Raw genomic sequence first — 26,071 nt, 5'->3', positions numbered from 1 at the left:
ATATGAATACAGGAGAGAGACTGCATGCAATTATTTGATCCCAATTTTCAAAAAGACAATTGCGGATTTGGCCTTATTGCCCATCAAGAAGGTGAGCCAAGTCATAAGCTGATCAAAACAGCGATATCTGCACTGGATCGTATGCAACACCGTGGCGGTATTAATGCCGACGGTAAAACCGGTGACGGCTGTGGTTTGCTGATGCAAAAGCCAGACAGTTTTTTTAGAGACATTGCCAAAGAGAATGATTGGAACCTGAGTGCTAAATACGCCGTCGGTATGGTTTTTGTAAATCCAAACCCAGACGAAGCAAGTTTTAGTAAGCAGATTCTTGAACAAGAGCTAACCGAAGAAACATTAGAAGTTGTTGGCTGGCGTATTGTGCCTACCGATATCAATGTACTTGGTCCTATTGCTAAAGGTAATTTGCCAGGTATCGAACAGGTGTTTGTTAACTGCCCTGCCGGTTGGCGCAGTCAAGATTTCGAACGTCGCCTATTTATGGCACGTCGTCGCGCTGAAAAACGCATCAAAGATAATCGTTTTTATATTGCCAGTTTGTCCTGTTTGGTCACCATCTACAAAGGTTTGGTGATGCCGAAAGACTTACCAAACTTTTATAAAGACTTGGCTGATATTCGCCTGCAGTCGGCGATTTGTGTATTCCATCAGCGTTTCTCAACCAATACATCACCGCAATGGCATTTAGCACAGCCATTTCGTTATCTTGCTCATAATGGTGAGATTAATACCATTCGCGGAAACCGTGAGTGGGCAAAAGCGAGAACCTATAAGTTTAAAACGCCTTTAATCCCGGATTTAAAAGATGCCGCGCCGTTTGTTAATGAAAGCGGTTCGGACTCTTCCTCATTAGATAATATGTTGGAATTGTTTTTAGCCGGTGGTATGGATTTATATCGTGGTATGCGTTTGCTTATGCCACCAGCATGGCAAAACAACAATGCCATGGACGATGAGCTTAGAGCATTTTATGAGTTTAACTCGATGCATATGGAACCTTGGGATGGCCCGGCTGGTATTGTTATGACCAATGGCCGTCACGTTGCATGTAACCTAGATCGCAATGGCTTGCGCCCTGCCCGTTATGTTCGCACCCGCAATGGTTTTATTACCTTAGCGTCTGAAGTAGGCATTTGGGACTACGGTGAAGATGAAGTCGTTGAGAAGGGCCGAGTAGGTCCTGGTGAAATGCTCAGTGTCGATACCTATACAGGTACGGTATCAAAGTCCAACGAGATTGATAAGAACTTACAATCGCGCCATCCATATAGAAAATGGTTAGATAACAATATCCGCCGCCTAGTGCCATTTGAAGAACTTGAAGCGGAACTTGTTGGTAAGCGCGCTTTCGATGACCAGCAGATGAACCAATACCATAAGATGTTTAATTACTCTTATGAAGAAATTCATCAGGTCATTAAGATCATGGCGGAGAACGCTCAAGAAGCGACCGGTTCCATGGGTGATGATACACCAATGGCGGTGCTATCGAGTAAATCTCGTACTATGTACGATTACTTTCGCCAGCAATTTGCCCAGGTAACCAACCCACCTATCGATCCACTACGTGAACGTTATGTTATGAGTTTAGCGACCTGTATTGGTCGTGAGCACAACGTATTTAATGAAACAACCGGTCTTGCCGATCGCGTGGTATTTGACACACCGATTATGATGTATACCGGTATTAAACAATTACGTGAATACGATGACAAACATTATCGCTGCGATACTATTGCACTGAACTATAAACTCAGTGAAGGGCTACAAGCGGCCATTCAACGAGTATGTGACGAAGCGGTACAGGCAGTGCGCGATAATAATGCGGTTATCATCATTCTTAGTGATCGTCATATCAGCAAAGACTGCTTACCTATTCCAGCGGCAATGGCTGTTGGTGCCGTGCAAAAGCGCTTAGTTGAGGAAAATTTGCGTTGTGATTCGAACATTGTGGTGGAAACCGCATCAGCTCGCGATCCACACCACTTTGCCGTGCTATTAGGTTTAGGTGCGACTGCTATTTACCCGTTCTTAGCTTATGAAACCATTGAAACCTTGGTTGAACAACAACAACTCGACATGCCACCGAAAAAGGCATTAGAGAATTATCGAAATGCCATTAACAAAGGTTTATTGAAAATCTTGTCGAAAATGGGTATTTCCACCATTGCCAGTTATCGTTGCGCTGGTTTGTTTGAAATTGTCGGTCTCAATGAAGAAATCATGGACCTTTGTTTTGACGGCATCCCAAGCCGCATTCAAGGTACTGATTTTAGCGATGTTGAACAAGATGCCATTAACCTAGCTCGTCGAGCATGGTTACCGCATCAAAAAGTCACCCACGGTGGCCTATTAAAATACGTACATGGTGAAGAGTACCACTGCTTTAATCCAGACGTGGTATCTAGCCTACAAAGGTCAGTGCAAAGTGGTGATTACAGCGCTTATAAAGTATTTGCCGATGCAGTGAATACACGTCCACCAGCTACCTTGCGTGATTTGCTCGCCCTTAAAGAAGATCAAGAGGCGATCAAACTGGATAAAGTGGAAGCCGCTGAAGAAATGTTTAAACGCTTTGATAGTGCAGCAATGAGTATCGGTGCATTAAGCCCTGAAGCTCACGAAGCATTAGCAATAGCGATGAACCGTCTTGGAGGTTATTCAAATTCAGGTGAAGGCGGTGAAGACGCCAATCGTTTTGGTACGGTGCGTAATTCACGTATCAAACAAGTTGCCTCGGGACGATTTGGTGTTACACCACACTATCTAGTCAATGCCGATGTATTGCAAATTAAAATTGCCCAAGGTGCTAAGCCAGGTGAAGGTGGTCAATTACCAGGTGATAAAGTGACGCCACTCATCGCTAAATTGCGTTTTTCGGTGCCAGGTGTCACCTTGATTTCACCACCACCACATCACGACATTTATTCAATCGAAGATTTAGCGCAACTTATCTTTGACCTAAAACAGATCAACCCTAAGTGTATTGTCTCGGTAAAACTGGTCTCCGGCCCTGGTGTCGGCACGATCGCATCAGGTGTGGCAAAAGCCTACGCTGACTTTATCACTATCTCAGGTTATGACGGCGGCACAGGTGCCAGCCCATTAACGAGTGTGAAATACGCTGGTTGTCCATGGGAGCTCGGTTTATCCGAAGCGCATCAATCGCTAGTTGCCAACGGTTTACGCCATAAAGTGAGATTGCAAGTAGACGGTGGTTTGAAAACCGGCGTTGATATTGTCAAAGGCGCGATTCTTGGTGCCGAAAGTTTTGGTTTTGGTACCGCGCCAATGGTCGCGCTAGGCTGTAAATTCTTACGTATTTGTCACCTTAATAACTGTGCCACCGGTGTTGCCACGCAAGACCAATTATTGCGTGATGAGTATTTTAAAGGCTTACCAGAACAGGTGATGAATTACTTTAAATTTGTTGCTGAAGAAGTACGTGAAATCCTAGCCAAGCTTGGTGTCGCGTCACTGCAAGACTTGATTGGTCGTACCGATTTACTTGAACAATTACCAGGTCAAACCGCGAAACAACAAAAACTGGATCTGTCGGCGATTATTGCGCCCGTTAAAGCCAGTGAGCATACCGGTTTATATCAAACCCAAAGCAATGAACCATTTGATAAAGCGGTACTTAATAACAGTATCCTTGCTCAGGTGTCAGACAACATTGTCAATAAAACCCCTGGTGAGTTTTATTTTAATGTTCGTAATACCGACCGCTCTGTAGGTGCTTTGATTTCTGGTGAGATTGCCCGTCATCACGGCGACCAAGGTATGGCTGCGACACCGATTCACCTAAACCTAAATGGTACGGTTGGACAATCGTTTGCCTGTTTTAATGCTGGCGGACTAAACATTACCTTAACCGGTGATGCGAACGACTATGTAGGTAAAGGTATGGCTGGTGGTAAAGTGACGGTTATGCCACCTAAAGGTGTAACCTACCAAACACATTTAACGCCGATTATGGGTAATACCTGTTTATACGGTGCAACCGGCGGTAAGTTATACGCAGCGGGTCGTGCTGGTGAGCGTTTTGGCGTTCGTAACTCTGGCTGTCATGCGGTTATTGAAGGCGCAGGCGATCACGCATGTGAATACATGACCGGCGGTGTTGTCACCTTCCTAGCCGATGTTGGTCTAAACTTTGGTGCCGGTATGACCGGTGGTTTTGCCTACGTTTTAGATGAACAAAACGATTTACAACAACGTTTGAATGGCGAGTCCATTGAAGCTCTGGAATTGGTTGATTTGCGTATTCATCAAGAACATTTACGTGGCATCATCAATCATCACCTTGAAGAAACAGGTAGCCCAAGAGCCGCCTATATTCTGGAAAACTTTGGCGAATTCAGTAGCAAATTTAAATTGGTTAAACCCAAAGCAACTGATGTTAAAACCTTGCTCGGACACCGCAGTCGAAGTGCGGCAGAGCTGAGAGTGCAAGCGCAATAAACTAGCAGGACAGTGTTATGAGTAAGAATGTTTATCAATTTGTTGACGTTAAGCGCATCGATCCGCCAAAGAAAGCTATCGATGTACGCAAAGCCAATTTCGTTGAAATTTATCAGCCGTTAAGTTCCGATCAAAGTGCCGGTCAGGCGGATCGCTGTCTTGATTGTGGTAATCCCTATTGTGAATGGAAATGTCCAGTTCATAATTACATTCCACAATGGCTGGAATTAGTCACCGAGGGCAAAATCCTTGAAGCGGCTGAGCTATGTCACCAAACCAACTCACTACCAGAGATGTGTGGTCGAGTTTGTCCACAAGACAGATTATGTGAATCGGCGTGTACGCTAAATGATGAATTTGGTGCTGTGACCATAGGTAATATCGAAAAATATATTACCGATCAAGCCTTTGCCATGGGTTGGACACCTGATTTAAGTCATGTTGTCGATACAGGCAAGAAAGTCGCCGTGATTGGTGCAGGCCCTGCTGGGTTAGCATGTGCTGATGTACTAACTCGCCATGGCGTTAAAGCGACGGTTTATGATCGACAGTCAGAGATCGGTGGCTTGTTAACTTTTGGTATTCCATCGTTTAAGTTGGAAAAAGAAGTTGTTATCCGCCGCCGTAAGATATTTGAAGGTATGGGCATTGAGTTTGTATTAAATACCAATGTCGGTACTGACATCGGCTTTAGCGAGATCAGCGAACAATACGACGCGGTATTTCTTGCCTTGGGTACCTATACCGACATGACCGGTGGCTTCGATAATGAAGGGGCGAAAGGCGTTTATAATGCCTTAGATTACCTTATCGCCAATACCCAAAAGACCATGAACATCACCGAAAACGTCAAACCTTACACCAGTTTTCAGAATAAAAAAGTCGTTGTACTGGGCGGCGGTGATACAGCGATGGATTGTGTTCGTACCGCAATTCGCCAAGGCGCAACACAAGTCACATGTGCTTATCGTCGTGATGAAGCCAATATGCCTGGTTCGCCGCGCGAAGTACAAAATGCCAAAGAAGAAGGTGTTAAATTTGAATTTAACATCCAACCTTTGGATATCGCCGTTGACGCTAATGGCAATGCCGTTGGTGTTAAATTTGTTAAAACTGAATTAGGTGAGCCTGATGCCAATGGTCGACGCCGCCCACAACCTGTTGCGGACAGTGAATTTGTGATGGATGCCGATGCCGTGGTTATTGCCTTTGGCTTTTTACCTAGTCCACCAAAATGGATGCAAGACGCGGGTGTTGAAATTGACAGTCGCGGCCGAGTCGTGGCCACTGAACATTCTGCCTTTGCAATGCAAACCAGCAAGCAAAATATCTTTGCCGGTGGTGATATGGTGCGCGGTTCCGATTTAGTGGTTACCGCTGTTGATGAAGGTCGCAAAGCGGCGATTGGTATTCTTGATTTTGTCATGAACGAAGAATTACTGCACATTCAACAAGCCTAATATCGATAAATATGAATTGGCCAGGCGCAATGTCTGGCCTTTTTTAAGTCTAAACAAACGCGCCTTTGTCAGCCTCTCTATCTACATTCAGTAATAACGCAACGTAGCCATTCAGCAAAAGTACTTACTTACAAAAACGACCTACTCACAAGTAGCGCAGTTATGTTATCCGCCCAAGTCATGCACCAACGTAGCGCACCAAAACGGTGCAAGAGTTTTCGACTAATGTCCTCGGATCGCTTATAAACTGCTAAATTAGCGCTTATAGCCCGTATATCTGCCTACTTTTCATTCTGGTACACATGTTGCATTTCTATTGTAATGATAAATATAGGAGACATCATCGTGGACAAACACTACATCATAGCAACCGATTTGGACGGTACTCTGCTTGATCACAGTACATATAAGTTTCACAAAGCGGTACCGGCACTGGAATATTGCCAACAGCAAGATGTCCCAATTATTTTCAACACCAGTAAGACGTTTGCAGAAACAGAACATCTGTGCCGCGTGTTAGACAATAGCCACCCGTTTATTATTGAAAACGGCTCAGCGATGTACATTCCTAAAGATTACTTCGCAAAAGAATTAGACAGTGATATTGAACGATTTGATGCCGGCGCTTATTGGTTATACAAGTTTGGTTTAAATCGTAATGAAATCCTATCGCGATTGACCCGATTTGCGAAAACACAACGTTTTCAATATCAAGGCTTCTCGACCATGACCGCTCGAGAGCTTTGCCGTTGTACCGGGTTATCACTCCCCAAAGCCGCAGAAGCCAAAGAGCGACAATTTTCGGAGCCTTTGTTATGGCTAGATAACAGTGATAACCAAGCCTTATTTGCCAAGCATCTAAAATTGCTGGGATTAAACGTGATCAAAGGTGGCCGCTTTGTGCATGTCTTAGGACAGAGTGACAAAGCCAAACCGCTTGAGTATCTAAAGCGTTTGTATGAACTCAACAGCGGTTCTGAGCATACCTTGATTGCCCTTGGCGACAGCGCCAACGACAAAGCCATGCTAGAAACCGCCGATATTGCCGTGGTGATTGAATCACCGGCGCATCAAGATCCAGTTATCGATATTCATCCGCATCTAATCCGCTCTCGTTTTCAAGGGCCTATAGGCTGGAATGAAACGGTGCTCGACATACTGCAACGATAACCACAAAGACAACCACTAGCGCACAACAGAATAGGCAATTTAAGGAGCAATATTATGGGCGATTTTTATCAAAACGGTATAATCACGACGCTACACAACTTATCCTCACGTCCTATTGAAGATTTGGAGCAAGAACTATCGAGCTTTAGCAGCAAACGTCCTATGGGCTTAGTCCTGCCAAGCCTGTACTCAGAATTAAACACCGAGGCATTACCTAACATTGTTAATGAATTAGCCAAAGTACCGTATCTGTCGCAAATCGTTATCGGTTTAGACAGAGCCGATCAACAAGAGTATCAACACGCTTTGAAGTTTTTCTCAAAGCTACCACAACCACACCGTGTGTTATGGAATGATGGCCCTCGTCTGAAAGCCATTGATGCGGAATTAAAAGAACTTGGTTTAGCACCGGAGCATTTAGGCAAAGGTCGTAATGTTTGGTACTGTTTCGGTTATACTTTAGCCTGCAACCAAGTCGAATCGATTGCCTTACACGATTGCGATATTCTTACCTACGATCGCAAAATGTTGGCACGACTCATTTACCCAGTCGCCAACCCCAAATTTAACTACGAGTTTTGTAAAGGTTTCTACTCACGTATCGCCAATGGTACGCTCAATGGTCGAGTTTCACGATTATTAGTAACGCCATTAATTCGTGCCTTGAAAAAATTAGTTAAAGACGATGATTATCTCGATTATCTCGACAGTTTTCGCTATGCATTGGCCGGTGAGTTTTCATTTCGAATCGATGTCTTAAATGATCTGCGCATCCCAAGCGATTGGGGTTTAGAAATCGGTGTGCTAGCAGAGATGTATCGTAACTATTCAACCAACCGTTTGTGCCAAGTGGATATTGCCGACGTCTATGACCACAAGCATCAGGAGTTAAGCTGCGATAACGAGCAAGGTGGTTTGTCAAAAATGTCGATAGATATTGCCAAAGCCTTGTTCCGAAAACTCGCGATTCAAGGCACGGTATTTGATGCTGGTACCTTTAGAACCATTAAAGCAACCTACTACCGTATTGCCTTAGACTTTATCGAAACCTATAAAAACGATGCCATTATTAATGGTCTCGAGCTGGACATTCATAAAGAAGAACAAGCGGTAGAGATGTTTGCTGAGAATATAATTAAAGCCGGTCACACCTTTCTTGATGATCCAATGGAAACACCGTTTATTCCAAGTTGGAACCGTGTTGTAAATGCCGTGCCTGATATATTTGAACGCATAAAAGATGCTGTTGAGCAAGACAACTTAGAATTTGGCCAAGCGGCAAAATTAGCCAAAACAGCCTAATGATAATCGCTTTAACCAGCGTTCTTCATTAAACCGTTTTCATTAATCCGTTTTCATTAAACTGTTTTCGTTAAACCAAAGGTTAATACATCACAGGGTGGAATTGATGACAAATTACACGAATCATAAAAATACAATGCAGGATTATAAGACAACAGATAGCGAGGCGATGCAACAGCTTATCAGTCGCCTGCAAAGTCATATCTATAGCGTGTACGGTGAACAAGTCGGTAAGGTTTTATGCCAAGACTTGATTGCACACATGGGCATCACCAATGAGTGCCAACCGCCTGCAGCGTATACCAACCACTGGGATCAAAATGACGTATTTGTGATCACCTACGCGGACTCTATTGAAAACAAGCCAGAGCCAGCGTTGCAAACCCTGCATCACTTTTTAAGTGACTATTTAGGTGACAGTGTCTCCTCGGTACATATTTTACCATTTTATCCGTACAGCTCAGATGATGGCTTTGCGGTTATTGATTATTACCAAGTCAATCAATCGGTTGGCGACTGGCCTGACATCCAAGCGCTGACCAAAGACTATCGAGTCATGGCTGACGTAGTGATTAACCACTGTTCGGCACGAAGCGGTTGGTTTGAAAACTTCAAACAAGGTAAACATCCGGGCAAGGATTACTTTTATTGTGTTGATAAAGATACCGATACCAGCCAAGTGGTTCGCCCTCGCACACATGATTTGTTGCGACCAGTTGAAACCCAAGATGGTGAGCGCTACGTTTGGTGTACATTCAGTCATGATCAAGTCGATTTTGATTTTACCAACCCAAAGGTGTTGTTAGAATTTGTTTCGGTTATAAAGTTTTACCTTGACCAAGGTCTTCGCATATTTCGCTTTGATGCGGTGGCGTTTATTTGGAAAGAGGAGAATTCAAGCTGTATCAATTTGATGCAAACCCATGAAATCATTAAGTGTTTACGATTATTGGCTGAACATTACTGCCCTGGTTCGGTGATCATTACCGAAACCAACGTGCCGAACAGACAAAATTTGATGTATTTTGGTAACGCCAATGAAGCCCATGCGATTTATAACTTCTCGCTACCGCCATTGCTATTAAATACCCTTATTAGTGGCGATTGCAGTCACCTAAAAACATGGCTGATGTCACTGCCTCCTGCCCAACATGGTACCACTTACTTTAATTTCATTGCCTCACATGACGGTATTGGTTTACGCCCTGTTGAAGGTATCCTCAGCCAGCAGCAAATCGATTCATTAATCAATACCATGGTCAATTTTGGTGGCCAAGTCAGTTGGCGAGCGTTAGAGAATGGCCAAAACCAGGCGTATGAAATAAACATTGCCTTATTTGAAGCGTTACAAGGCACCAGCAAAGGGCCTGATAACTTACAAATAGAACGGTTTATTTGTGCTCATGCGATCATGCTCGCCATTGAAGGCATCCCAGCCATCTATATTCATAGCTTTGTTGGCACGTTAAATGACCATGAACGAGTAAAGCACACCGGTCAAAACCGTGCTATTAACCGCCATAAATGGCATTACCCTAGCCTTACCGCGCAGCTCGATGACTCCACCAGCAAAGAGCATAAGGTGTTATCGGCGTTACACAACATGATTGCTATACGCAAAGCACAATCGGCATTTCATCCCAATGCCACGCAATATACCTTGCATCTAGGTACCAGCTTGTTTGCTTTTTGGCGACAAAGCCCAGACCGACAACAAAGTATTTTTGCCATCAACAATATTAGCGACCAAGAACAAACATTGCGCCTCGGCGATCTTAATTTGATAGAACTGGATACCTGGGTCGATTTGATTAGTGACACGCAATTCGACGATTTATACCAAACCATTACCTTGGCTCCATATCAAACGCTATGGATATCCAATAAACGGCACTAATTTGACACGCAAGCATTGTTCAATGTCGGTCTATAATTAGAATATGAAGATATTGCACTTACTGCGTCACGCAAAATCCAGTTGGCAACAGCCAGAATTAGCTGATGTTGATCGAGGCCTTAACGATCGGGGTAAGCGCAATTGCGCCAGTATGGCACGAGAAATTTCCCAAGCAGGTTATGATTTTAAGCATGTCTACACAAGCCCCGCACAACGCGCGCAAAAAACCATCGAGTTAATCGCCGAACATTTGGTAAATGATGAGGCGATTGAAGATTTAAGCTGGCAAAGCGATTCGGCCTTGTATACCTTTGATGCTGTGCAACTAGCTCGCTTTGTCAAATCCCTTGATGATGCCATCAATGAGGTCATGTTGGTTGGCCATAACCCCGCGCTGACATTATTTTGTAACCAATTAACCAATGCCAATATCGACAATATTCCCACCTGCGGTTATGCTCAAATAAAAGTAAACGCACTGAGTTGGCAACATATTGCTGATGCTCCGGCGCTATTAATGTATTTTGTCACCCCAAAAATGCTTACCGCCAGTTAACCAACTGGTGCATAAATAACAGAGTCCCCTGACATAAATGAACAGTATCCGTTTTTTAGTATTTGGCAATGCCATGCAAGTTAAGCGAGTTGCCCAACAATGGCACTTATTTGATGATCCGCATACCGGCATTGGCCGCCGTATTTATGATGTATATATTCCTGATGATCTTAATCAAGAGCAGTTAACCCGCTTTTTAGCGGACATGTTTCATGAGTGGGCGACGGTTGAACACCCGGATGTCATTGTTCGATAAAAAACGGCGGATGTTTAACACTTTCTTAGCACAGCGATTAACGCTAAACTAGCCACTAAGCAACTGTTATAAAATGATATTCAGGGAACGAAAATGAGAAGTAGATTGACTATCGCGGCGTTTATCAGCCTAACCTCTTGTGCAGATTTAACACTCAATACCAATGCTGGCCCGTTTATCCAAGGCCAAATATCATCAGCAGGTGTCGCTGTTTATAGTGCGCAAGAGATGAACCGCTACGAAGCAGAATTCCTAGGTAACGTGCAATCATCATATTGTCAGGAAATAAATGATCCGCATGAAAGACATGCACAAAGAACGCGACAATCCTATAGCCCACACGGGCATTTACTTCGACAATTACAAGTTGAAACCCAACTAACCGGCGGCAATGGCCTAGTGGCACATCAATGCTATGATACCTATACCAGCAGCTGTTCTCCTATTGTGCAGTGCTCTGGTAGTGCCTATTGGGTCGAGCAAGGCAAATAAAGCCCTTACAGTACATACCGACGAAAAAAGAATAGTTAACGCCGTAAAAATGACCGAGTTGCTGGTTATTAACTCTGTATTTTGCCCTTTGTTTCGGGCAAACTATGAGCCATTAGAATAATTAGTTTTTTGTAGGAATTTACATGTCTGAATTATCAACAGCAATTAAGCAAATTAAGCAAATGCTTACCATGCAAGATGCAATGAATACCCGAGTCAGTGATACTTGGCGAACCAATAATTTTGAATGGTATCGTGCTATTTGGGTTGAGTGTGCAGAAATGCTTGATCACCATGGATGGAAATGGTGGAAGCATCAAGAATGTGACGTCGCGCAAGTGCAACTTGAGTTAGTTGATATCTTCCACTTTGGCTTGTCACTGCGTTTGATGCAAGAAGACAACGTTGACGTTATTGCTGAGACTCTAGCCAATGAAATCAGTCGCCAAACATCGCACATTGATTTTAAACTGGCATTAGAAGACTTAGCGTCAGCTGCGGTAAGCAACAAAGATTTCGATGGCCTTAGCTTTGCCGCCTGCATGCGTTTGATGAACATGGATCTTGATGAGTTATTCCGTCAATACGTAGGCAAAAACACGCTTAATTTCTTCCGCCAAGATAACGGCTATAAAACCGGTACGTACATTAAGATTTGGCATGGTAAAGAAGACAACGAAGTACTTGCTGATTTGGTCGCAGGTTTAGACACCAGCAGTGATGACTTTCAACAAAATGTCTATCAAGGTCTAATAGACGCCTACCCAGCCTAAGCGTTATTGCGCCAGATTGATGTCTGGCGCGCAATCTCGCAACAACAATGCGCCAGCATCTCTGGGATACTTTTCTTTGCAGCTCTTGAGAAGGCTTCTTTAGCAGGCTTACAAGGACTTCAGCAAAACAATGTAGATATCCTATTATTAAGGTAGTGATGCAAAGTTATCGTTATGACATCAAATAATCGCAATACCGTTCAATTCCAGCAAAAACCCGCCAAAGCAGGCGGGATAAAATCACTGCAATCTACGCTTAAGAGTATCATTAAATCTCAGCAGCCAAGTACCAACATCAAAAGCCTGTTAAAAGCGAATCAAGATAAAGGTTTTGATTGCCCGGGTTGTGCTTGGGGAGATGAAAAACAAGGCCTGATCCAATTTTGCGAAAATGGCGCGAAAGCCATTGCGTGGGAGTCGACCAGTAAAACTATTGATGCCGCGTTTTTTGCAGAGCATACGGTTAGCGAACTGCAAAAACAAAGCGATTATTGGTTAGAATATCAAGGACGGTTGGCTGAACCTTTGCGCTACAACGCTGAGTTAGATAAATACCAAGCGATATCTTGGTCTGATGCATTTGCGCTGATTGCCAGTCATCTCAATCAACTTGAACATGTTGATCAGGCAGAGTTTTATACCTCAGGTCGTGCCTCGAACGAAGCCGCGTTTATTTATCAGTTATTTGGTCGCCTTTATGGTACCAATAATTTTCCAGATTGCTCCAATATGTGCCACGAAGCCAGTGGTGTTGCGTTAAAAGAAGCGATTGGTGTCGGTAAAGGTACGGTAACCCTTAAAGACTTTTCCTTTGCCGATGCGATTTTTGTATTCGGTCAAAACCCCGGTTCGAATCACCCGCGGATGATGAACGCATTGCGTAAATCAGCGCGCAATGGCTGTAAAATTGTCACCTTTAACAACCTCAAAGAAGTGGCTTTAGAACGCTTTGCCAGCCCGCAAGATGCAGTGGAATTGCTGACTCCGAGCGCAACGCAAATCAGTCATGCCTATTTTACCCCTAAATTAGGCGGTGATATGGCGGCGGTAAGAGGCATCGTCAAAGCTTTACTTGAACGCTATCCGCAAAGCCTAGATCGCAACTTTATTGAGCAACATAGCCAAGGGTTAGAATCTTATATCGAGCTGGTCGAACAAACCTCATGGTCAAAAATATCTGAGCAAAGTGGCTTGACCCAAAACGATTTAAGACAAGCAGCCAGTGTTTGGGCCAATAGTGATAAAGTGATCTGTTGTTGGGCCATGGGTTTAACGCAACACAAGCATTCGGTTGCCACGATACAAGAAATCACCAACCTGCAGCTGCTGGGTGGTCATATTGGCAAACCTGGCGCTGGCTTATGCCCGGTGCGAGGTCACAGCAATGTTCAGGGCAATCGTACCGTTGGCATCAACGAAAAACCGCCAGAGGCGTTCATTGATAGCTTGAGTAAGGTTTTGCAAACACCTTTACCTAAAACGCCTGGACACAATGTCTATCATGCGTTGAAGTCACTGTTGTCTAAAGACAGTAAAGTGTTGGTTTGTTTAGGCGGTAATATTGCCCAAGCAGCCCCAGATAGCGAGCGTACATATCAAGCGCTCGCCAACACCGAGCTTAATGTACAAATCGCCACTAAATTAAATCGCAGTCACTTATACATGGGTAAAGACGCACTTATTTTACCTTGCTTAGGGCGAACCGAAATCGACAGGCAAACAAGCGGTGACCAATACATCACCGTAGAAGATACTTTTTCAATGGTGCATGCCTCTATGGGTAATGTCGAACCGGTATCACGCCAGCTAAAATCAGAAGTAGCAATTATTGCCGGCATTGCCCAAGCAACGCTAGGCAATGATGTAATCGATTGGTCAAATCTCACTGCTGATTACGGCAATATTCGCGCCTTGATCAGCGACTGCTTACCTGAATTTAACGATTTTGAACAACGTCTTGATCATGTTGGTGGCTTCTATTTAGGTAATAGCGCCAGCGAACATCGCTGGTTAAACGTCGCCGGTAAAGCGTTATTTAACAGCAACCCGTTACCGGATGAGCTAGTGCCAATTAGCCAGATTGCATTAGAAGACAGTAAGCGAGAACGCCTACTGACGATGCAAACAATGCGCTCTCACGACCAGTACAACACCACAGTTTACGGCATGAATGATAGATACCGTGGTGTGGTTAATGGCCGAAAGGTGCTATTTATCAACGCTCAAGATGCGAAAAGACAGCAATTATCGGATGGTGATTTAGTGACCATCACCTCGGTTTGGCAAGACAACATTGAACGACAAGTAAGCGATTTTAAAATACACCTTTACGATATCCCTGAGGGGAATGTTGCCGGCTATTACCCTGAAACAAACCCATTAGTACCGATGGACAGTGTTGGCGACAAGTCATTTACACCGACCTCAAAAGCGGTTGCTGTGTATCTACAAAAACAAGTGAACGATCGTATTCTTTAAACGCACCGCATTACCGATAAGACATTGTTATACCATAATTTTTAGCGCGATATACGGTGCTAAATTAAAGACATATATGGCAAGCTTGTAATAGCCAAAGAATTTAAAATAGACGCATTGTAAGGTTTCATCATCGAGCGTAAACATGCGTCGGTGCAATGCTTTAATTGGTTCTGCAAATACTTGCATAATAAGCCACGCTAAAATTAAAAACGCCGCATTAATGACGGTACACCAACCAAAAAATTCAGCCCATTGTTGCATGTCCATATCACCCTCCTACCTTAGCCAGGCCAAGGCTTTATCTTCATCTTCAAAATACGCGACCTCACCACTTATAAACCAACCACCAATTTTGGCCACCATCTGTTGCCAGTCCTTGTTGCCAAGAATGGCGACTTTTTCAAATTCGCTGCCGTGTTTGAGGCCAAGTTTAAAATCATCCCATGCGGCGCGCAGCTCCCACCCTTGCATTTCAGTGGCATTGATAAGCATTTTTACTTTCGGCTGTTTCACCGCCGCCAAGGCATTATCGAGCATTGGTGTTATCACCTGATAATCGGCGTGGGTCAAAGTGCCTTGCGCTGTTAGCGTGACGAAAAACTGATCATCAATACGCTCAATACCTATGGCTAAGCCATGTCGCTTAATGGTCATATTTAACCTCCTGATTGTCGTTTAGCTACGGTCTATACCTTTAAGCCTAAATCACCAGCATCTACGATGCGAATATTTTGTATTAACTTTTGATTAACATCAACAAACACCGAGTCCGAACAAGCACTTGGTGAATAAAAGTTGTTTTAGTTTTTGCGCTAACTCACTATAATTGCCGCATCTTATGCAATGGCAGGAATAAAAACGATGAAAGCAGGTATTATCGGCGCAATGGAGCCGGAAGTTGCAATTTTAAAAAGTAAATTGGCAGACTTTGCCGAACACCAATATTTTGGCTACCGTTTTTTCACCGGTAACATCGATGGCAATGAGGTCGTATTGGTGCAATCTGGTATAGGTAAAGTTGCATCGAGTATTGCAACTGTGCTGATGATTGAGAAGTTTGCACCTGACTACATCGTCAATACTGGCTCTGCTGGTGGCTTTGATCAATCATTGCGTGTCGGTGACATCGTGATCAGCTCTGAAGTACGACATCATGATGCTGACGTTACCGCATTCGGCTACGAAGTCGGCCAGTTACCTGGCATGCCGGCAGCATTTACGCCGCACCCAAGCTTGGTTAGCGCTGCTCAACAAGGCATTGATACATTGCAAGGTATTCAAACCATGACAGGTCTTATCACCACTGGCGATACCTTCATGACCAAAGATGATGACATTGCCAAGGCCCGTGCAAACTTTCCAACCATGGCCGCTGTGGAAATGGAAGGTGCGGCGATTGCGCAAACCTGCCATCAATTAAGCGTACCATTTGTGGTTATTCGTTCAATGAGTGATATCGCCGGTAAAGAGTCGCCAGAGTCATTTGAAGCTTATTTAGAAACCGCTTCGGTAAACTCTTCAGAGCTGGTGATGAATATGCTGACCGCCTTAAAGGGTAAAAGCTTAAGCTAAGCCCCTCATAGCCTAGTGATGAAATCCCGGCTAAGTCCGGGATTTTTTATTGGCTTAAATAGCTAATAACACGCATAATTATCAACAAGTTAATCGATATAACGAGTCGCCTGTGTCGACTTGATTTTGAGGTGAAAGTGATGTTGAAAAAGTTAATGTATATAAGCTGTATGCTGGTCATGTTTAACGCTAATGCATACCATAAACAACAGCCTGTTAGTCCCCTTGCTGCAGACATTGAGCAACAGCAACTTATTGATTTGCAACAAAGTGATGAGCAATTTTTATTGCTGGACGTGCGCACTGCAGAAGAATTTCAAGAAGGTCATATTCCAGGTGCCGTGAACATCTCCCATACAGAACTGGCGGCAAACTTGCAAAAGCTCGAGTCATACAAGGATAAAAATATCGTTGTCTATTGCCGTTCAGGCAGACGCGCCGGCATCGCTATTGAAGAGCTTAAGCAACAAGGTTTTAAGCACCTGACTCACTTACAAGGTGATATGAATCTTTGGCATGAAAACAACAGGCAGGTAGAAAAGTAACATGGCAGAAAGTGTCGCCGCTAATCCTATCAGCACCTTTATCTATTTTGCCGATATTTTTGGCGTTATCGTGTTTGCATTGTCCGGCGCGTTAATGGCCGGCCGTTATCGTCTCGATCCATTTGGTGTTATGGTGCTTGCGGCAATAACAGCGGTTGGTGGCGGTACCATACGCGACATTATCCTTGGCGCTCCGGTATTTTGGACGGTGCAATCCGAGTATGTAGTGATTATCTTTTTCACCTCATTGTTAACCATTTTTCTCATTCGTGAACCTAAACATGTGCCAAAGCGTTTTATGCACATTTCTGATGCTTTTGGTTTGGCATTGTTCGCGGTATTAGGCACACAAAAAGCGCTAATGTATGAACAGTCCATGTTAACCGCAATCATTATGGGCACCATCACTGGCGTCGCCGGCGGTATGATACGTGACATTATTTGTAATCAAATACCGTTAATTTTACGTCAGGAAATTTATGCCACAGCGGCGATGTTAGGCAGTGTATTATTTGTTGGCTTAAGTACGCTAGGCTTTAGCGAATTAATTGCTGGTTCTATAGCGATGCTAGGCGCTCTGGTGCTACGCCTTGCTGGTATTTATTGGAAGGTATCTTTACCTGCATTCAAGTTTGACGACGAGATATAGACTGAAGACTTAGCAATAATAAGGGCAGTATTGCACTGCCCTATTAATCGCATGTAATTAGCCGCATCAATGTGCAACTAATCTTCGAAATGCACGCCCCAACCGTCATTATAACCATCAAATTGACGAGCTAACTTTTCAAAAGTTTGCTCCATTTCAACGATATTGTCGTAACTTGGAATCATCTCCAATCTGCAATCAACGTCCCAAACACCTGGGCTTTTATCTGGGTGCACAGTCACGGTTGCCTGCATGTCGCTTTCTTCAATATGCTTAGCGAGTGCGTTAGCATTGTCTTCTTGTTCAAATAACTGGAAAAACTCAACAACAATCGGCTTGCTTAGATCAATGCCGGCTTGTTCCATTTCAGCCAAGACTTGGCCATGTTCATCATTTGGGTAGCTCATTTATCTCTCAAGCTGTAGCAGTACCATAATTAACGCTATTGTACTGTATTTGACGGTAATTGGCCTAGGATTTGATCAACAGCCGCAATTATTTCTTGCTGATTTTCATCGCTGCTGTTTTCAATATCCAAATCAACCTTTACAAAGCCACGAAACACACTGCGACGTTTAACACTGTCGAGTACGTCAATCACCAGCATTGAGGAACGTATGTCTTGGTTAAGTCGTTGCTGCTCTGCCTGGGCACAGCCCAAACAAGCACGCACTAACTTATTGTAGGTTTGCAGCTCTCGCAAACTACGACCAACTAAGAAATAGCTGATTACCACATCCGCGTCTTCCAATGGTTTGTAATCAAATCCAGATTCTTCCATTTTTTGTTCAATGGCCAATTCAATACGATTACGCTCATAATCACTCAGGCTCTGAATATCACTAAATCGAGATTCTCGAGGAAACAGACTGAAGGTCTTAACCTGAGTAAAATTAAAATCAGGATTAACACTAGACGTAGGTTCACTGGCACAGCCGAGCATTAAGCTAAGGCCAAACACCATGGATAGTAGACGTAAAATCATTTGCTCTCTTATGTTTTTTGTTGTCAATGGCAAACACAGTTAATACTGTACGCTAATTACAAACAAAAATGCCAGTCATTTGACTGGCATTGTCGGTGTAACTTGCAATTAAACCAATGTCACTTTAGCAAATTTGCGTTTACCGACTTGGTAAATAGCCGTGCTACCGGCAACACATGCTTGCTTAGCATCGGCAACTTTTTCGCCATCAATTTTAACCGCACCTTGTTTAACCATGCGCATGGCATCTGAGGTACTACCAACCAAACCTGCTTCTTTTAGTAAGTTTGCTAGTGCTAATTCACCATCGATGGTATTGATTGTCTTCTCTTCAATATCCGTTGGCATAGCGCCTTTTTGGAAGCGATTAATAAATTCTTGATGCGCAGCGTCGGCATCTGCTTGGCTGTGGAATCGAGCAATAATTTCTTTTGCCAATTCAATTTTGATATCACGAGGGTTCGCACCATCAGCAACTTGTTGTTGGAACGCTTCGATCTCTGCAATTGGACGGAAGCTTAACAAGTCATAGTAACGCCACATCAATACATCAGAGATAGACATGATCTTACCAAACATATCGCTTGGCGTGTCAGTTATACCGATGTAGTTGCCAAGTGACTTAGACATCTTTTGTATGCCGTCTAAACCTTCAAGCAATGGCATCATCAGTACCGTTTGCGGACGTTGACCTTCCGATTTTTGTAATTCCCGGCCCATCAACAGGTTAAACTTCTGATCGGTACCGCCCAGTTCAACATCAGACTCTAATGCAACTGAATCCCAGCCTTGAACCAGTGGGTACATAAATTCATGAATAGCAATAGACTGGCCTTCTTTGTAACGCTTTTTAAAATCGTCACGTTCCATCATACGGGCAACGGTTTGACGTGCCGCCAGCTTTAACATACCTGCAGAACCCAGCTTTTCCATCCAGGTCGAGTTAAATTCAACACGGGTTTTCGCCGGATCAAGAATTTTGAACACTTGCTGTTTATAGGTTTCAGCATTGGCCAATACATCAGCTTCGGTCAGAGGTTTGCGCGTAACGTTTTTACCTGTTGGGTCACCAATCATGCCGGTAAAATCACCGATCAAGAAAATGACTTCGTGTCCCAATTGTTGGAACTGACGCATCTTGTTGATCAAAACCGTATGCCCCAAATGCAAATCAGGTGCTGTTGGATCAAAGCCTGCTTTGATTTTTAATGGTTTACCAGATTTTAACTTCTCGAGTAATTCATCTTCCAACAGAATTTCTTCTGCACCACGTTTTAACTCGGCAAACGCTTGGTTAGTATCGGTCATTATTGTGCCTTTTGACTTAAACAGGATTTGTCCTGCGCAATTGCTACTATTTTATTCAAGAACAGCTGATTTTACTGCAAAACTAAGGGTTGTGAAAACCCCGGGGTTGTGAGTTTTTTTAATTTTTTGGTATAGTCTTATCTATAAGTATCAAATAATTATCAGTCTGTATCGGTAACACCTTGACAAATTTAAAGAATTTATATTTAGAACTGCCTAAAAAACACCGTATGTTAATCATCGGCTGCAGTATTTTTCTAGTTATTTTGCTGGTTTTGCCATCAGAACAGGCTGTCGCATCAAAAAATAGCGGCAAACCTGCAATTGAAGTGGGAAAAACTTACGATTTGTCCATTCCGGAGCAAACTAAGAAAAAACTACAACAAGTTGCCGAGCAAAAACCGGCAACCCAGTCATGGCAAACAGCCACCGTTAAAAGCGGCGATACCTTGGCAAAAATCATGAAGCGTTTTGGCCATGGTGCGACAACAACGCACAAATTAACTAAAACAGAGCATGGTAAAGAGCTTAAATCGTTGCGTGTTGGCGAGCAAATTCAACTAGCCAGCAATGATGATGGTGAACTTGTTGGCTTACAGTACAAAATGTCGATGACCGAAACATTGCACATTGCTGTTGAACAACAAAACTTCACTAGCCGTATCGCTGAAAAACAAGTCGAAGTTCGCACCGGTTATGCACAAGCGACCATCACCAGTAACTTCTGGAATGCAGGCCTTAAAGCCGGCATGAGCAATAAACAAATCATGAATTTAGCCAACATTTTTGGTTGGGATGTCGATTTCGCATTAGACATTCGTGAAGGTGATGCTTTTGCGGTGATGTTTGAAGACAAATACATCGATGGTGAATTTGTAGGTCATGGCAATATTTTGGCTGCGGAATTTATTAACCAAGGTGAAACCTTTAAAGCGGTACGTTTTAAAGATGGTGAATACTATAACCAAAAAGGCGATAGCATGCGTAAGTCGTTCTTACGTGCGCCGGTTAGCTTCCAATACATTAGCTCAAATTTCAAACCAAAACGTTACCACCCAATTCTTAAGCGCTATAAAGCCCACAATGGTACGGATTATCGAGCCCCTAAAGGCACACCAGTGAAGGCAGCGGGTAATGGTCGAGTTATTTCATCGACTTACAACAAATACAATGGTCACTATGTATTCATTCAACACGCGAATAACATCGTCACCAAATATTTGCACTTTTCTAAGCGCAAAGTAAAAAAAGGTCAACGAGTGAAACAAGGCCAAGTGATTGGTTTAGTTGGCTCAACCGGACTGTCACAAGCACCACATCTGCATTATGAATTTTTGCTCAATGGCGTGCACAGAAACCCACGTACCGTTAAATTACCTGATGCACAGCCTATCGCTAAAAAGCACAAACAGGAATTTACGAAATTAGCGAGTCGTGTATTAGAGCAACTTGAAGGTTCGAAGCAAACATTAATTGCGGCAACCTTGGATGAGTCAGAAGCACTTGCTGAATAACAACGCAGAACTTTATATTGGCTTAATGTCTGGCACCAGTGCTGATGGTATTGATTTAGCATTGGTTGAATTTAACGACAAATCTCATGTTTTGCACGCCAGCTTTTATCAGCCTTATTCGCCTCAATTAAAACAGCAGATCCAAAGTTTATACACCCCAGACGATAATGAATTAGACCGCCTAGCCGCCCTTGATAAGCAACTTGCGCAGCATTTTGCCAGCGCCGTACTGGCGTTTCTTAAACAGCAACAGCTCAATAGTCATGATATCAAAGCAATCGGCAATCACGGCCAAACCATCCGTCATCGTCCATCTCAACAACACAGTTTTACCTGCCAAATTGGTTGTAGCCAAACCTTAGCGGTGTTAACCGACATCCCAGTAATAGGTCGCTTTCGAGAGAAAGATATGGCGTTGGGTGGCCAAGGTGCACCATTGGTACCGGCATACCATAATGCGATGTTTCGCGATAAGGAAAAGGATGTATGTATTGTCAATATTGGTGGCATTGCTAACATCACCTACTTAGGGGCCAGCGATAACTCGGTTATTGGTTTTGATACGGGGCCAGGCAATGCCTTGTTAGATGACTGGTATACTCGTCATTACCCAAAATGTGCAAAAGGCATTGATGAAGATGCTAAATGGGCCAAAACAGGTCAGGTTAATCAGCACCTGTTGACCGTGATGTTGCAAGACTCGTATTTTGCCAAGGCTTTTCCAAAAAGTACTGGCCGTGAATATTTTCATGATGCATGGCTGCAACAGTTTATCGACCAAGAACGATATAAAGACTTAGCGCCTGCAGACATTCAAGCCACGCTAAATGCCCTCACAAGTCATAGCATTGCGGATGCCATCGGACATTTAAATCCCGAGTCAGAGGTGATTATCGTTGGTGGTGGTGCCCATAACCCATTGCTTATGACCATGCTGAAACAATTACTTGCTGACGCCAATGTGCAGACAGGCAACCAATATGGCATTGACAATGATGCCTTAGAAGCGCTGATATTTGCTTGGCTAGCTTATGCTTTTGAGCACAATTTAGCCTCAAACTTACCGTCGGTAACCGGCGCTAGTCGTGCCACGACCTTAGGTACTTTATTTACCCCTTAATCGCGACTCTGCCCTACTTTTCTCGTTAAATTATTATCAGACCATGTATTCCTATACATACACGGCAATCTCAATTGGAACTCATCACGTATAATAATGTCTATATCTTGGTCTATAGGCGAGTATCTACTTGCCTGACAAAGGATGTCAGCTAGGCTTACAACACCTTAATCAATGTTGGGAGGCATAATGGATATCGATAACATCAAAGTTGGTATGATTTGTACGTCACGTAAAGGCAGTGGCCGAGTCAGTTGGGTAGATGGCGCAACGCAAACTGTGTATATGACTGATTTAATGGATAACAATTCAATTCAGGTTGGCATAGAAGAAATCGTCGACGATCCGCAAGTTCACACACACGAAGACTATTACTATTAATGCTCTGATAATTCATCGATGATCAGCCGGCGATAACCGTCGGCTTTTATTTACCCGCTAATAAAACTCAGCCGTTAAATTTTTCCCGTCCATTATCAACCTTATGTTTTTCACTATCTGAACTACAATTATTGTTTGTTCACATAACCTTATGGCAGCACCTAAAGATTAGTCGTTGTGGTTTTTAATTATGCTACGCTGCCTGTTGCGATAGAGACGATTATGCAAGAGAGTGAAAATTCCCAGCACAACAGCGATGATTCGACTCCCTATCATCAGGCTCACCGTCCAGCCAATGAATTCTCAAGTCGTTCAGATTATCTAGATCATGAATTAAAAATCATGAAGCCCCGTCGTTGGGGGTTGAACTTACCCGGTCGAGATTTCAATTTTGAGTGGGAAGACTTAGTGCCAGCCATTGCCGGAACCATTGGCATTACGGTGATGTATTCTGCGGTAATGTCTGCGTGGGCCATTGGTTTAACAGAAAAGTGGGATGAGGTTAATCTAGGGGCTGAGTTTATTATCTCCGTCGTACGGGTAGAAATGCTTATCCCTGCCCTATTGTTTTGTATTATCAGTTCTGGTTTTATCAACCCAAGAGCCAACTTAGCCGGTAACCATGGGCCGATGATTCCGCTTATTGGTGCCATCGCCCTTGCCGGAGCGCACCCGTTAGCATTAGCTATTTTACTAGGCATTTTTGGCATATTAATGAGTTACTTTAAAGGTGGCTCGCGGCTGGTAAACCTCACCGGCGATGGGGTCGCTGGCGGCCTTTTGGTGTTCCTCGGCTTTGGTGGTGCGGTTAGCCAAATCACCTCGTTATTCAGTTGGGCACAAAGCCTACAGAGCAAGCACAGCTTAGATTACAGCCTCAGTCATGTGGCGTTTATCATTCTTATTGCCAATGTGGTGCTGTATTCATACTTAGCCAGAATCGGCAAGCGTTGGCTGGCGATTCCCTTATGTTCCATCATCGCCATTGTTATCGCCTTTTTATTTGGTGCGGGGTTTGATTTAGTCTTTGTAACCGAACCTGGCATCCCCAATTTAAACCCGGTTTATTGGTGGGGCAGTACCAGTGAAGGTTGGATGCTAGGCTTACCTAATCTGTCACATTTTATTGCCTCGCTACCGTTTGCCATTCTTGCCGTGGCGATGTGGCCACCAGATTTTCTTGGCCACCGGATTTTTCAGGAACTTAACTACCCTAAAGGTACAGATAAAGTATTGATGGACGTGGACGACACCATGACCACCTGTGCGTTTCGACAAATAGTGGGTACCGCAGTAGGCGGCGGTAATATTACCTCCAGTTGGGGGACATATATGATCCCAGCGGCTATAGCCAAACGACCGATACCAGCCGGCGCCATATTGTTAGGCGCTATGTGTATCGTCGTCGCCGTGTCAGGTTACCCGATGGATGTCGCGGTATGGAAACCGGTGATGTCTATTGCATTGCTGGTTGGCGTGTTTTTGCCATTATTAGAAGCTGGGCTGCAAATGGTAAAAGAATCCAAAGATGCGCAATCTGCGGGTATCTGTATTTTTGCCGCCTTTGTAGCTAACCCTGTTCTGGCATGGTCACTGACTATGCTGTTGGATAACAATGGTATGATAGGTGATAAAGATAGAGCCAAACAGTTGTCATTTGCCGACAGAGTTATTATACCTGGATTAGCATTTATCATTTGTTTAATTGCCATGTTAGCGGTGGGTATGCTGCCAGGCATACCAGCGCTATTGTAGCGAACTAGGTCAGCGGGAGACATTTATGACAGTACAATTTATCGCGACCATCCTAGGTGAAGAGCGCTCCGGTGTGATGCGCAGCCTTGCTCAACAAACAAATCAGTTGGGCGGTATTTGGTTAGACTCGCGGGTGAGCCAACTCGGCGGTCGTTTTGTGGGTTTGATTAAGATTGAGATTGGTGAGGACAAAGCTGATGAGTTAAAGGCCTTTTTCGAACACCATGACGGTCTGATAACGCACTTTAATGATTGCAATGACTTACAACAAAGTTTTGCACTGTGGTCATTAACCTATGAAGCGCGTGATAAGTCAGGTTTGATCGATCAGATCACCCAAGCATTGGCGGAATTCGCTATTGATATTGATGATATGGAATCACATCGCTACGCCGTTGTTGAATTAGGACAAAGCGTACTGAGTGCGTATTTTAGTTTGAGGACGCCGATAGACTTTTCACCTGAGCCACTGCAAGAGAAACTGCAACATATCGATCAACAGGCGTCAATCGAAATAACACAAATGCAGTGACACTGCGGGATTAACCAAACTCAATACCGATGATTCGCTGATGGTTTAGATTGTACACCGCAAATCCATCCGCATCTAATATTCCGTAGCTTTGCTCAAAACCGCCTTTCGCTAACGTTATTGAGCCAGGGTTTAATAAATAGCGCTGCTTTGAATATTCCGCTTTTGGTAGATGACTATGGCCAAACAAATAGACGTCACCATCGCTAAAAAAATCATCGCTCGCATCGTCACTATATAAATGCCCATGGCTAAGAACTATGCGGCGATCTTTTAGATACACTATCGCCATATCCGACATCATCGGAAAGTTAAGCAACATTTGATCAACTTCACTGTCGCAGTTGCCACGCACTGCAATAACCTGCGTCGCGAAAGCGTTTAATAGCGTTGCACATTTGAGCGGCGAATACTCATCAACCATTGGATTTCTTGGGCCATGATTCAATATATCGCCCAGCACAATAATGCCTTTGATTGGCTGTTGCGAATATTTGTCTAATACGGTTTTAAGGTTGGTGATGCAACCATGTATATCCGCTAGAACAATAAACATAAACACTCTCTTACACAAAGGATAACAACAGTCAGTGCCTAGATTTTGTAACCAATCACGTTAACAATTGACTAACAAAAATTACATTAATCACCAAGATTATTTGATTGCAATTAACTATTATCTCGATAGGCCATGAAATTAGTTGTTTTTAACATATAATTTTATAACAGCAATTGGGTAATTGCTGGTGCAATTACCAAGAGCACGCCATGCTCTTAAAACAATGACGCACATATTTAAAGTTATGGTGTCGATATATATTCTGTTTGACACGGTAAC

The 26,071-nt window shown here is 43.6% G+C and carries 24 protein-coding genes; 18 read left to right on the top strand and 6 right to left on the bottom strand.

Translation table 11 applies throughout. The features are described from left to right. The first annotated feature begins 24 nt into the window (after window positions 1-24). From gltB to HII16_RS06145, 10 genes are all read left to right on the top strand, one after another. Window positions 25-4,485 (top strand): glutamate synthase large subunit, encoded by a 4,461-nt coding sequence (gene gltB / locus HII16_RS06190; protein ID WP_169128417.1) that lies wholly within the window; start codon window positions 25-27, stop codon window positions 4,483-4,485. A 17-nt stretch (window positions 4,486-4,502) separates the two neighbouring features. Next, window positions 4,503-5,945, top strand: a complete 1,443-nt coding sequence (locus tag HII16_RS06185; RefSeq protein WP_169128415.1) for an FAD-dependent oxidoreductase — start codon at window positions 4,503-4,505, stop codon at window positions 5,943-5,945. A 345-nt stretch (window positions 5,946-6,290) separates the two neighbouring features. Continuing rightward, window positions 6,291-7,115 (top strand): HAD-IIB family hydrolase, encoded by an 825-nt coding sequence (locus HII16_RS06180; protein ID WP_169128413.1) that lies wholly within the window; start codon window positions 6,291-6,293, stop codon window positions 7,113-7,115. A 54-nt stretch (window positions 7,116-7,169) separates the two neighbouring features. Further along, window positions 7,170-8,417: a glycosyl transferase gene (locus HII16_RS06175; RefSeq protein WP_169128411.1), complete on the top strand. Its 1,248-nt coding sequence runs from the start codon at window positions 7,170-7,172 to the stop codon at window positions 8,415-8,417. Between the two features lie 106 nt (window positions 8,418-8,523). Further along, window positions 8,524-10,314 carry an alpha-amylase family glycosyl hydrolase gene (locus HII16_RS06170; RefSeq protein WP_248289519.1) on the top strand — a complete coding sequence of 597 codons (1,791 nt, stop codon included), beginning with the start codon at window positions 8,524-8,526 and terminating at the stop codon, window positions 10,312-10,314. A gap of 43 nt (window positions 10,315-10,357) precedes the next feature. Beyond that, window positions 10,358-10,870, top strand: coding sequence for a histidine phosphatase family protein (locus HII16_RS06165; RefSeq protein WP_169128409.1), 513 nt, complete (start codon window positions 10,358-10,360; stop codon window positions 10,868-10,870). Between the two features lie 37 nt (window positions 10,871-10,907). Further along, complete coding sequence (locus tag HII16_RS06160; RefSeq protein WP_169128407.1) at window positions 10,908-11,126, top strand: hypothetical protein; 219 nt, start codon at window positions 10,908-10,910, stop codon at window positions 11,124-11,126. Window positions 11,127-11,219: 93 nt separating this feature from the next. Further along, window positions 11,220-11,618: a hypothetical protein gene (locus tag HII16_RS06155; RefSeq protein ID WP_169128405.1), complete on the top strand. Its 399-nt coding sequence runs from the start codon at window positions 11,220-11,222 to the stop codon at window positions 11,616-11,618. Between the two features lie 143 nt (window positions 11,619-11,761). Next, window positions 11,762-12,391 carry a dUTP diphosphatase gene (locus HII16_RS06150; RefSeq protein ID WP_169128403.1) on the top strand — a complete coding sequence of 210 codons (630 nt, stop codon included), beginning with the start codon at window positions 11,762-11,764 and terminating at the stop codon, window positions 12,389-12,391. 174 nt (window positions 12,392-12,565) lie between these two features. Beyond that, window positions 12,566-14,869 carry an FdhF/YdeP family oxidoreductase gene (locus HII16_RS06145; RefSeq protein WP_169128401.1) on the top strand — a complete coding sequence of 768 codons (2,304 nt, stop codon included), beginning with the start codon at window positions 12,566-12,568 and terminating at the stop codon, window positions 14,867-14,869. A gap of 27 nt (window positions 14,870-14,896) precedes the next feature. Here HII16_RS06145 and HII16_RS06140 read toward each other — a convergent pair whose 3' ends face one another. Together HII16_RS06140 and HII16_RS06135 are read right to left on the bottom strand one after the other, a co-directional pair. Further along, window positions 14,897-15,139, bottom strand: coding sequence for a DUF6868 family protein (locus tag HII16_RS06140; protein ID WP_169128399.1), 243 nt, complete (start codon window positions 15,137-15,139; stop codon window positions 14,897-14,899). 9 nt (window positions 15,140-15,148) lie between these two features. Next, window positions 15,149-15,526 carry an STAS/SEC14 domain-containing protein gene (locus HII16_RS06135; RefSeq protein WP_135439202.1) on the bottom strand — a complete coding sequence of 126 codons (378 nt, stop codon included), beginning with the start codon at window positions 15,524-15,526 and terminating at the stop codon, window positions 15,149-15,151. A 207-nt stretch (window positions 15,527-15,733) separates the two neighbouring features. Between HII16_RS06135 and mtnN the strand changes: the two genes are divergently transcribed. The 3 genes from mtnN (at window position 15,734) to HII16_RS06120 (ending at window position 17,638) form a co-directional block, all read left to right on the top strand. After that, window positions 15,734-16,444 carry a 5'-methylthioadenosine/S-adenosylhomocysteine nucleosidase gene (gene mtnN, locus HII16_RS06130; protein WP_169128397.1) on the top strand — a complete coding sequence of 237 codons (711 nt, stop codon included), beginning with the start codon at window positions 15,734-15,736 and terminating at the stop codon, window positions 16,442-16,444. A 140-nt stretch (window positions 16,445-16,584) separates the two neighbouring features. Continuing rightward, on the top strand, window positions 16,585-16,989 hold the full coding sequence (locus HII16_RS06125) for a rhodanese-like domain-containing protein (protein WP_211183419.1): 405 nt from the start codon (window positions 16,585-16,587) through the stop codon (window positions 16,987-16,989). A gap of 28 nt (window positions 16,990-17,017) precedes the next feature. Beyond that, window positions 17,018-17,638 carry a trimeric intracellular cation channel family protein gene (locus HII16_RS06120; protein ID WP_189637914.1) on the top strand — a complete coding sequence of 207 codons (621 nt, stop codon included), beginning with the start codon at window positions 17,018-17,020 and terminating at the stop codon, window positions 17,636-17,638. 77 nt (window positions 17,639-17,715) lie between these two features. Here HII16_RS06120 and HII16_RS06115 read toward each other — a convergent pair whose 3' ends face one another. From HII16_RS06115 to tyrS, 3 genes are all read right to left on the bottom strand, one after another. Beyond that, window positions 17,716-18,045, bottom strand: a complete 330-nt coding sequence (locus HII16_RS06115; protein ID WP_169128395.1) for a ribonuclease E inhibitor RraB — start codon at window positions 18,043-18,045, stop codon at window positions 17,716-17,718. 35 nt (window positions 18,046-18,080) lie between these two features. Next, on the bottom strand, window positions 18,081-18,623 hold the full coding sequence (locus HII16_RS06110) for a DUF4136 domain-containing protein (protein ID WP_135439198.1): 543 nt from the start codon (window positions 18,621-18,623) through the stop codon (window positions 18,081-18,083). A 108-nt stretch (window positions 18,624-18,731) separates the two neighbouring features. Beyond that, window positions 18,732-19,931 (bottom strand): tyrosine--tRNA ligase, encoded by a 1,200-nt coding sequence (gene tyrS, locus HII16_RS06105; protein WP_169128393.1) that lies wholly within the window; start codon window positions 19,929-19,931, stop codon window positions 18,732-18,734. Between the two features lie 230 nt (window positions 19,932-20,161). Between tyrS and HII16_RS06100 the strand changes: the two genes are divergently transcribed. The 5 genes from HII16_RS06100 (at window position 20,162) to HII16_RS06080 (ending at window position 25,233) form a co-directional block, all read left to right on the top strand. Further along, window positions 20,162-21,445, top strand: a complete 1,284-nt coding sequence (locus HII16_RS06100) for a peptidoglycan DD-metalloendopeptidase family protein (RefSeq protein WP_135439196.1) — start codon at window positions 20,162-20,164, stop codon at window positions 21,443-21,445. Next, window positions 21,420-22,565, top strand: coding sequence for an anhydro-N-acetylmuramic acid kinase (locus tag HII16_RS06095; protein ID WP_169128391.1), 1,146 nt, complete (start codon window positions 21,420-21,422; stop codon window positions 22,563-22,565). Before HII16_RS06100 ends, HII16_RS06095 begins: the two co-directional genes overlap by 26 nt. Before the next feature lie 189 nt (window positions 22,566-22,754). After that, complete coding sequence (locus tag HII16_RS06090) at window positions 22,755-22,946, top strand: hypothetical protein (RefSeq protein ID WP_135439193.1); 192 nt, start codon at window positions 22,755-22,757, stop codon at window positions 22,944-22,946. Between the two features lie 222 nt (window positions 22,947-23,168). Next, entirely contained in the window at window positions 23,169-24,701 is a 1,533-nt protein-coding gene (locus tag HII16_RS06085; RefSeq protein ID WP_169128389.1) for a DUF3360 family protein, read from the top strand. Window positions 24,702-24,726: 25 nt separating this feature from the next. Beyond that, window positions 24,727-25,233 (top strand): ACT domain-containing protein, encoded by a 507-nt coding sequence (locus HII16_RS06080; protein WP_169128387.1) that lies wholly within the window; start codon window positions 24,727-24,729, stop codon window positions 25,231-25,233. Window positions 25,234-25,243: 10 nt separating this feature from the next. Here the strand turns inward: HII16_RS06080 and yfcE are convergent, their stop codons facing one another. Further along, on the bottom strand, window positions 25,244-25,789 hold the full coding sequence (gene yfcE / locus HII16_RS06075; RefSeq protein WP_169128385.1) for a phosphodiesterase: 546 nt from the start codon (window positions 25,787-25,789) through the stop codon (window positions 25,244-25,246). Between the last annotated feature and the right edge of the window lie 282 nt (window positions 25,790-26,071).

This window comes from Thalassotalea sp. Y01 (genome assembly GCF_012932945.1).
Lineage (GTDB): Bacteria > Pseudomonadota > Gammaproteobacteria > Enterobacterales > Alteromonadaceae > Thalassotalea_A.
This window is presented reverse-complemented; position numbering and strand designations above follow the sequence as displayed.

Bases quoted from the DNA above. Each gene is read 5' to 3' on its own strand.
- gltB (WP_169128417.1), top strand. From the start codon at position 25: ATGCAATTATTTGATCCCAATTTTCAAAAAGACAATTGCGGATTTGGC.
- HII16_RS06185 (WP_169128415.1), top strand. From the start codon at position 4,503: ATGAGTAAGAATGTTTATCAATTTGTTGACGTTAAGCGCATCGATCCG.
- HII16_RS06175 (WP_169128411.1), top strand. From the start codon at position 7,170: ATGGGCGATTTTTATCAAAACGGTATAATCACGACGCTACACAACTTA.
- HII16_RS06170 (WP_248289519.1), top strand. From the start codon at position 8,524: ATGACAAATTACACGAATCATAAAAATACAATGCAGGATTATAAGACA.
- HII16_RS06165 (WP_169128409.1), top strand. From the start codon at position 10,358: ATGAAGATATTGCACTTACTGCGTCACGCAAAATCCAGTTGGCAACAG.
- HII16_RS06160 (WP_169128407.1), top strand. From the start codon at position 10,908: ATGAACAGTATCCGTTTTTTAGTATTTGGCAATGCCATGCAAGTTAAG.
- HII16_RS06155 (WP_169128405.1), top strand. From the start codon at position 11,220: ATGAGAAGTAGATTGACTATCGCGGCGTTTATCAGCCTAACCTCTTGT.
- HII16_RS06150 (WP_169128403.1), top strand. From the start codon at position 11,762: ATGTCTGAATTATCAACAGCAATTAAGCAAATTAAGCAAATGCTTACC.
- HII16_RS06145 (WP_169128401.1), top strand. From the start codon at position 12,566: ATGACATCAAATAATCGCAATACCGTTCAATTCCAGCAAAAACCCGCC.
- HII16_RS06140 (WP_169128399.1), bottom strand. From the start codon at position 15,139: ATGGACATGCAACAATGGGCTGAATTTTTTGGTTGGTGTACCGTCATT.
- HII16_RS06135 (WP_135439202.1), bottom strand. From the start codon at position 15,526: ATGACCATTAAGCGACATGGCTTAGCCATAGGTATTGAGCGTATTGAT.
- mtnN (WP_169128397.1), top strand. From the start codon at position 15,734: ATGAAAGCAGGTATTATCGGCGCAATGGAGCCGGAAGTTGCAATTTTA.
- HII16_RS06125 (WP_211183419.1), top strand. From the start codon at position 16,585: ATGTTGAAAAAGTTAATGTATATAAGCTGTATGCTGGTCATGTTTAAC.
- HII16_RS06115 (WP_169128395.1), bottom strand. From the start codon at position 18,045: ATGAGCTACCCAAATGATGAACATGGCCAAGTCTTGGCTGAAATGGAA.
- HII16_RS06110 (WP_135439198.1), bottom strand. From the start codon at position 18,623: ATGATTTTACGTCTACTATCCATGGTGTTTGGCCTTAGCTTAATGCTC.
- tyrS (WP_169128393.1), bottom strand. From the start codon at position 19,931: ATGACCGATACTAACCAAGCGTTTGCCGAGTTAAAACGTGGTGCAGAA.
- HII16_RS06100 (WP_135439196.1), top strand. From the start codon at position 20,162: ATGTTAATCATCGGCTGCAGTATTTTTCTAGTTATTTTGCTGGTTTTG.
- HII16_RS06095 (WP_169128391.1), top strand. From the start codon at position 21,420: ATGAGTCAGAAGCACTTGCTGAATAACAACGCAGAACTTTATATTGGC.
- HII16_RS06090 (WP_135439193.1), top strand. From the start codon at position 22,755: ATGGATATCGATAACATCAAAGTTGGTATGATTTGTACGTCACGTAAA.
- HII16_RS06085 (WP_169128389.1), top strand. From the start codon at position 23,169: ATGCAAGAGAGTGAAAATTCCCAGCACAACAGCGATGATTCGACTCCC.
- HII16_RS06080 (WP_169128387.1), top strand. From the start codon at position 24,727: ATGACAGTACAATTTATCGCGACCATCCTAGGTGAAGAGCGCTCCGGT.
- yfcE (WP_169128385.1), bottom strand. From the start codon at position 25,789: ATGTTTATTGTTCTAGCGGATATACATGGTTGCATCACCAACCTTAAA.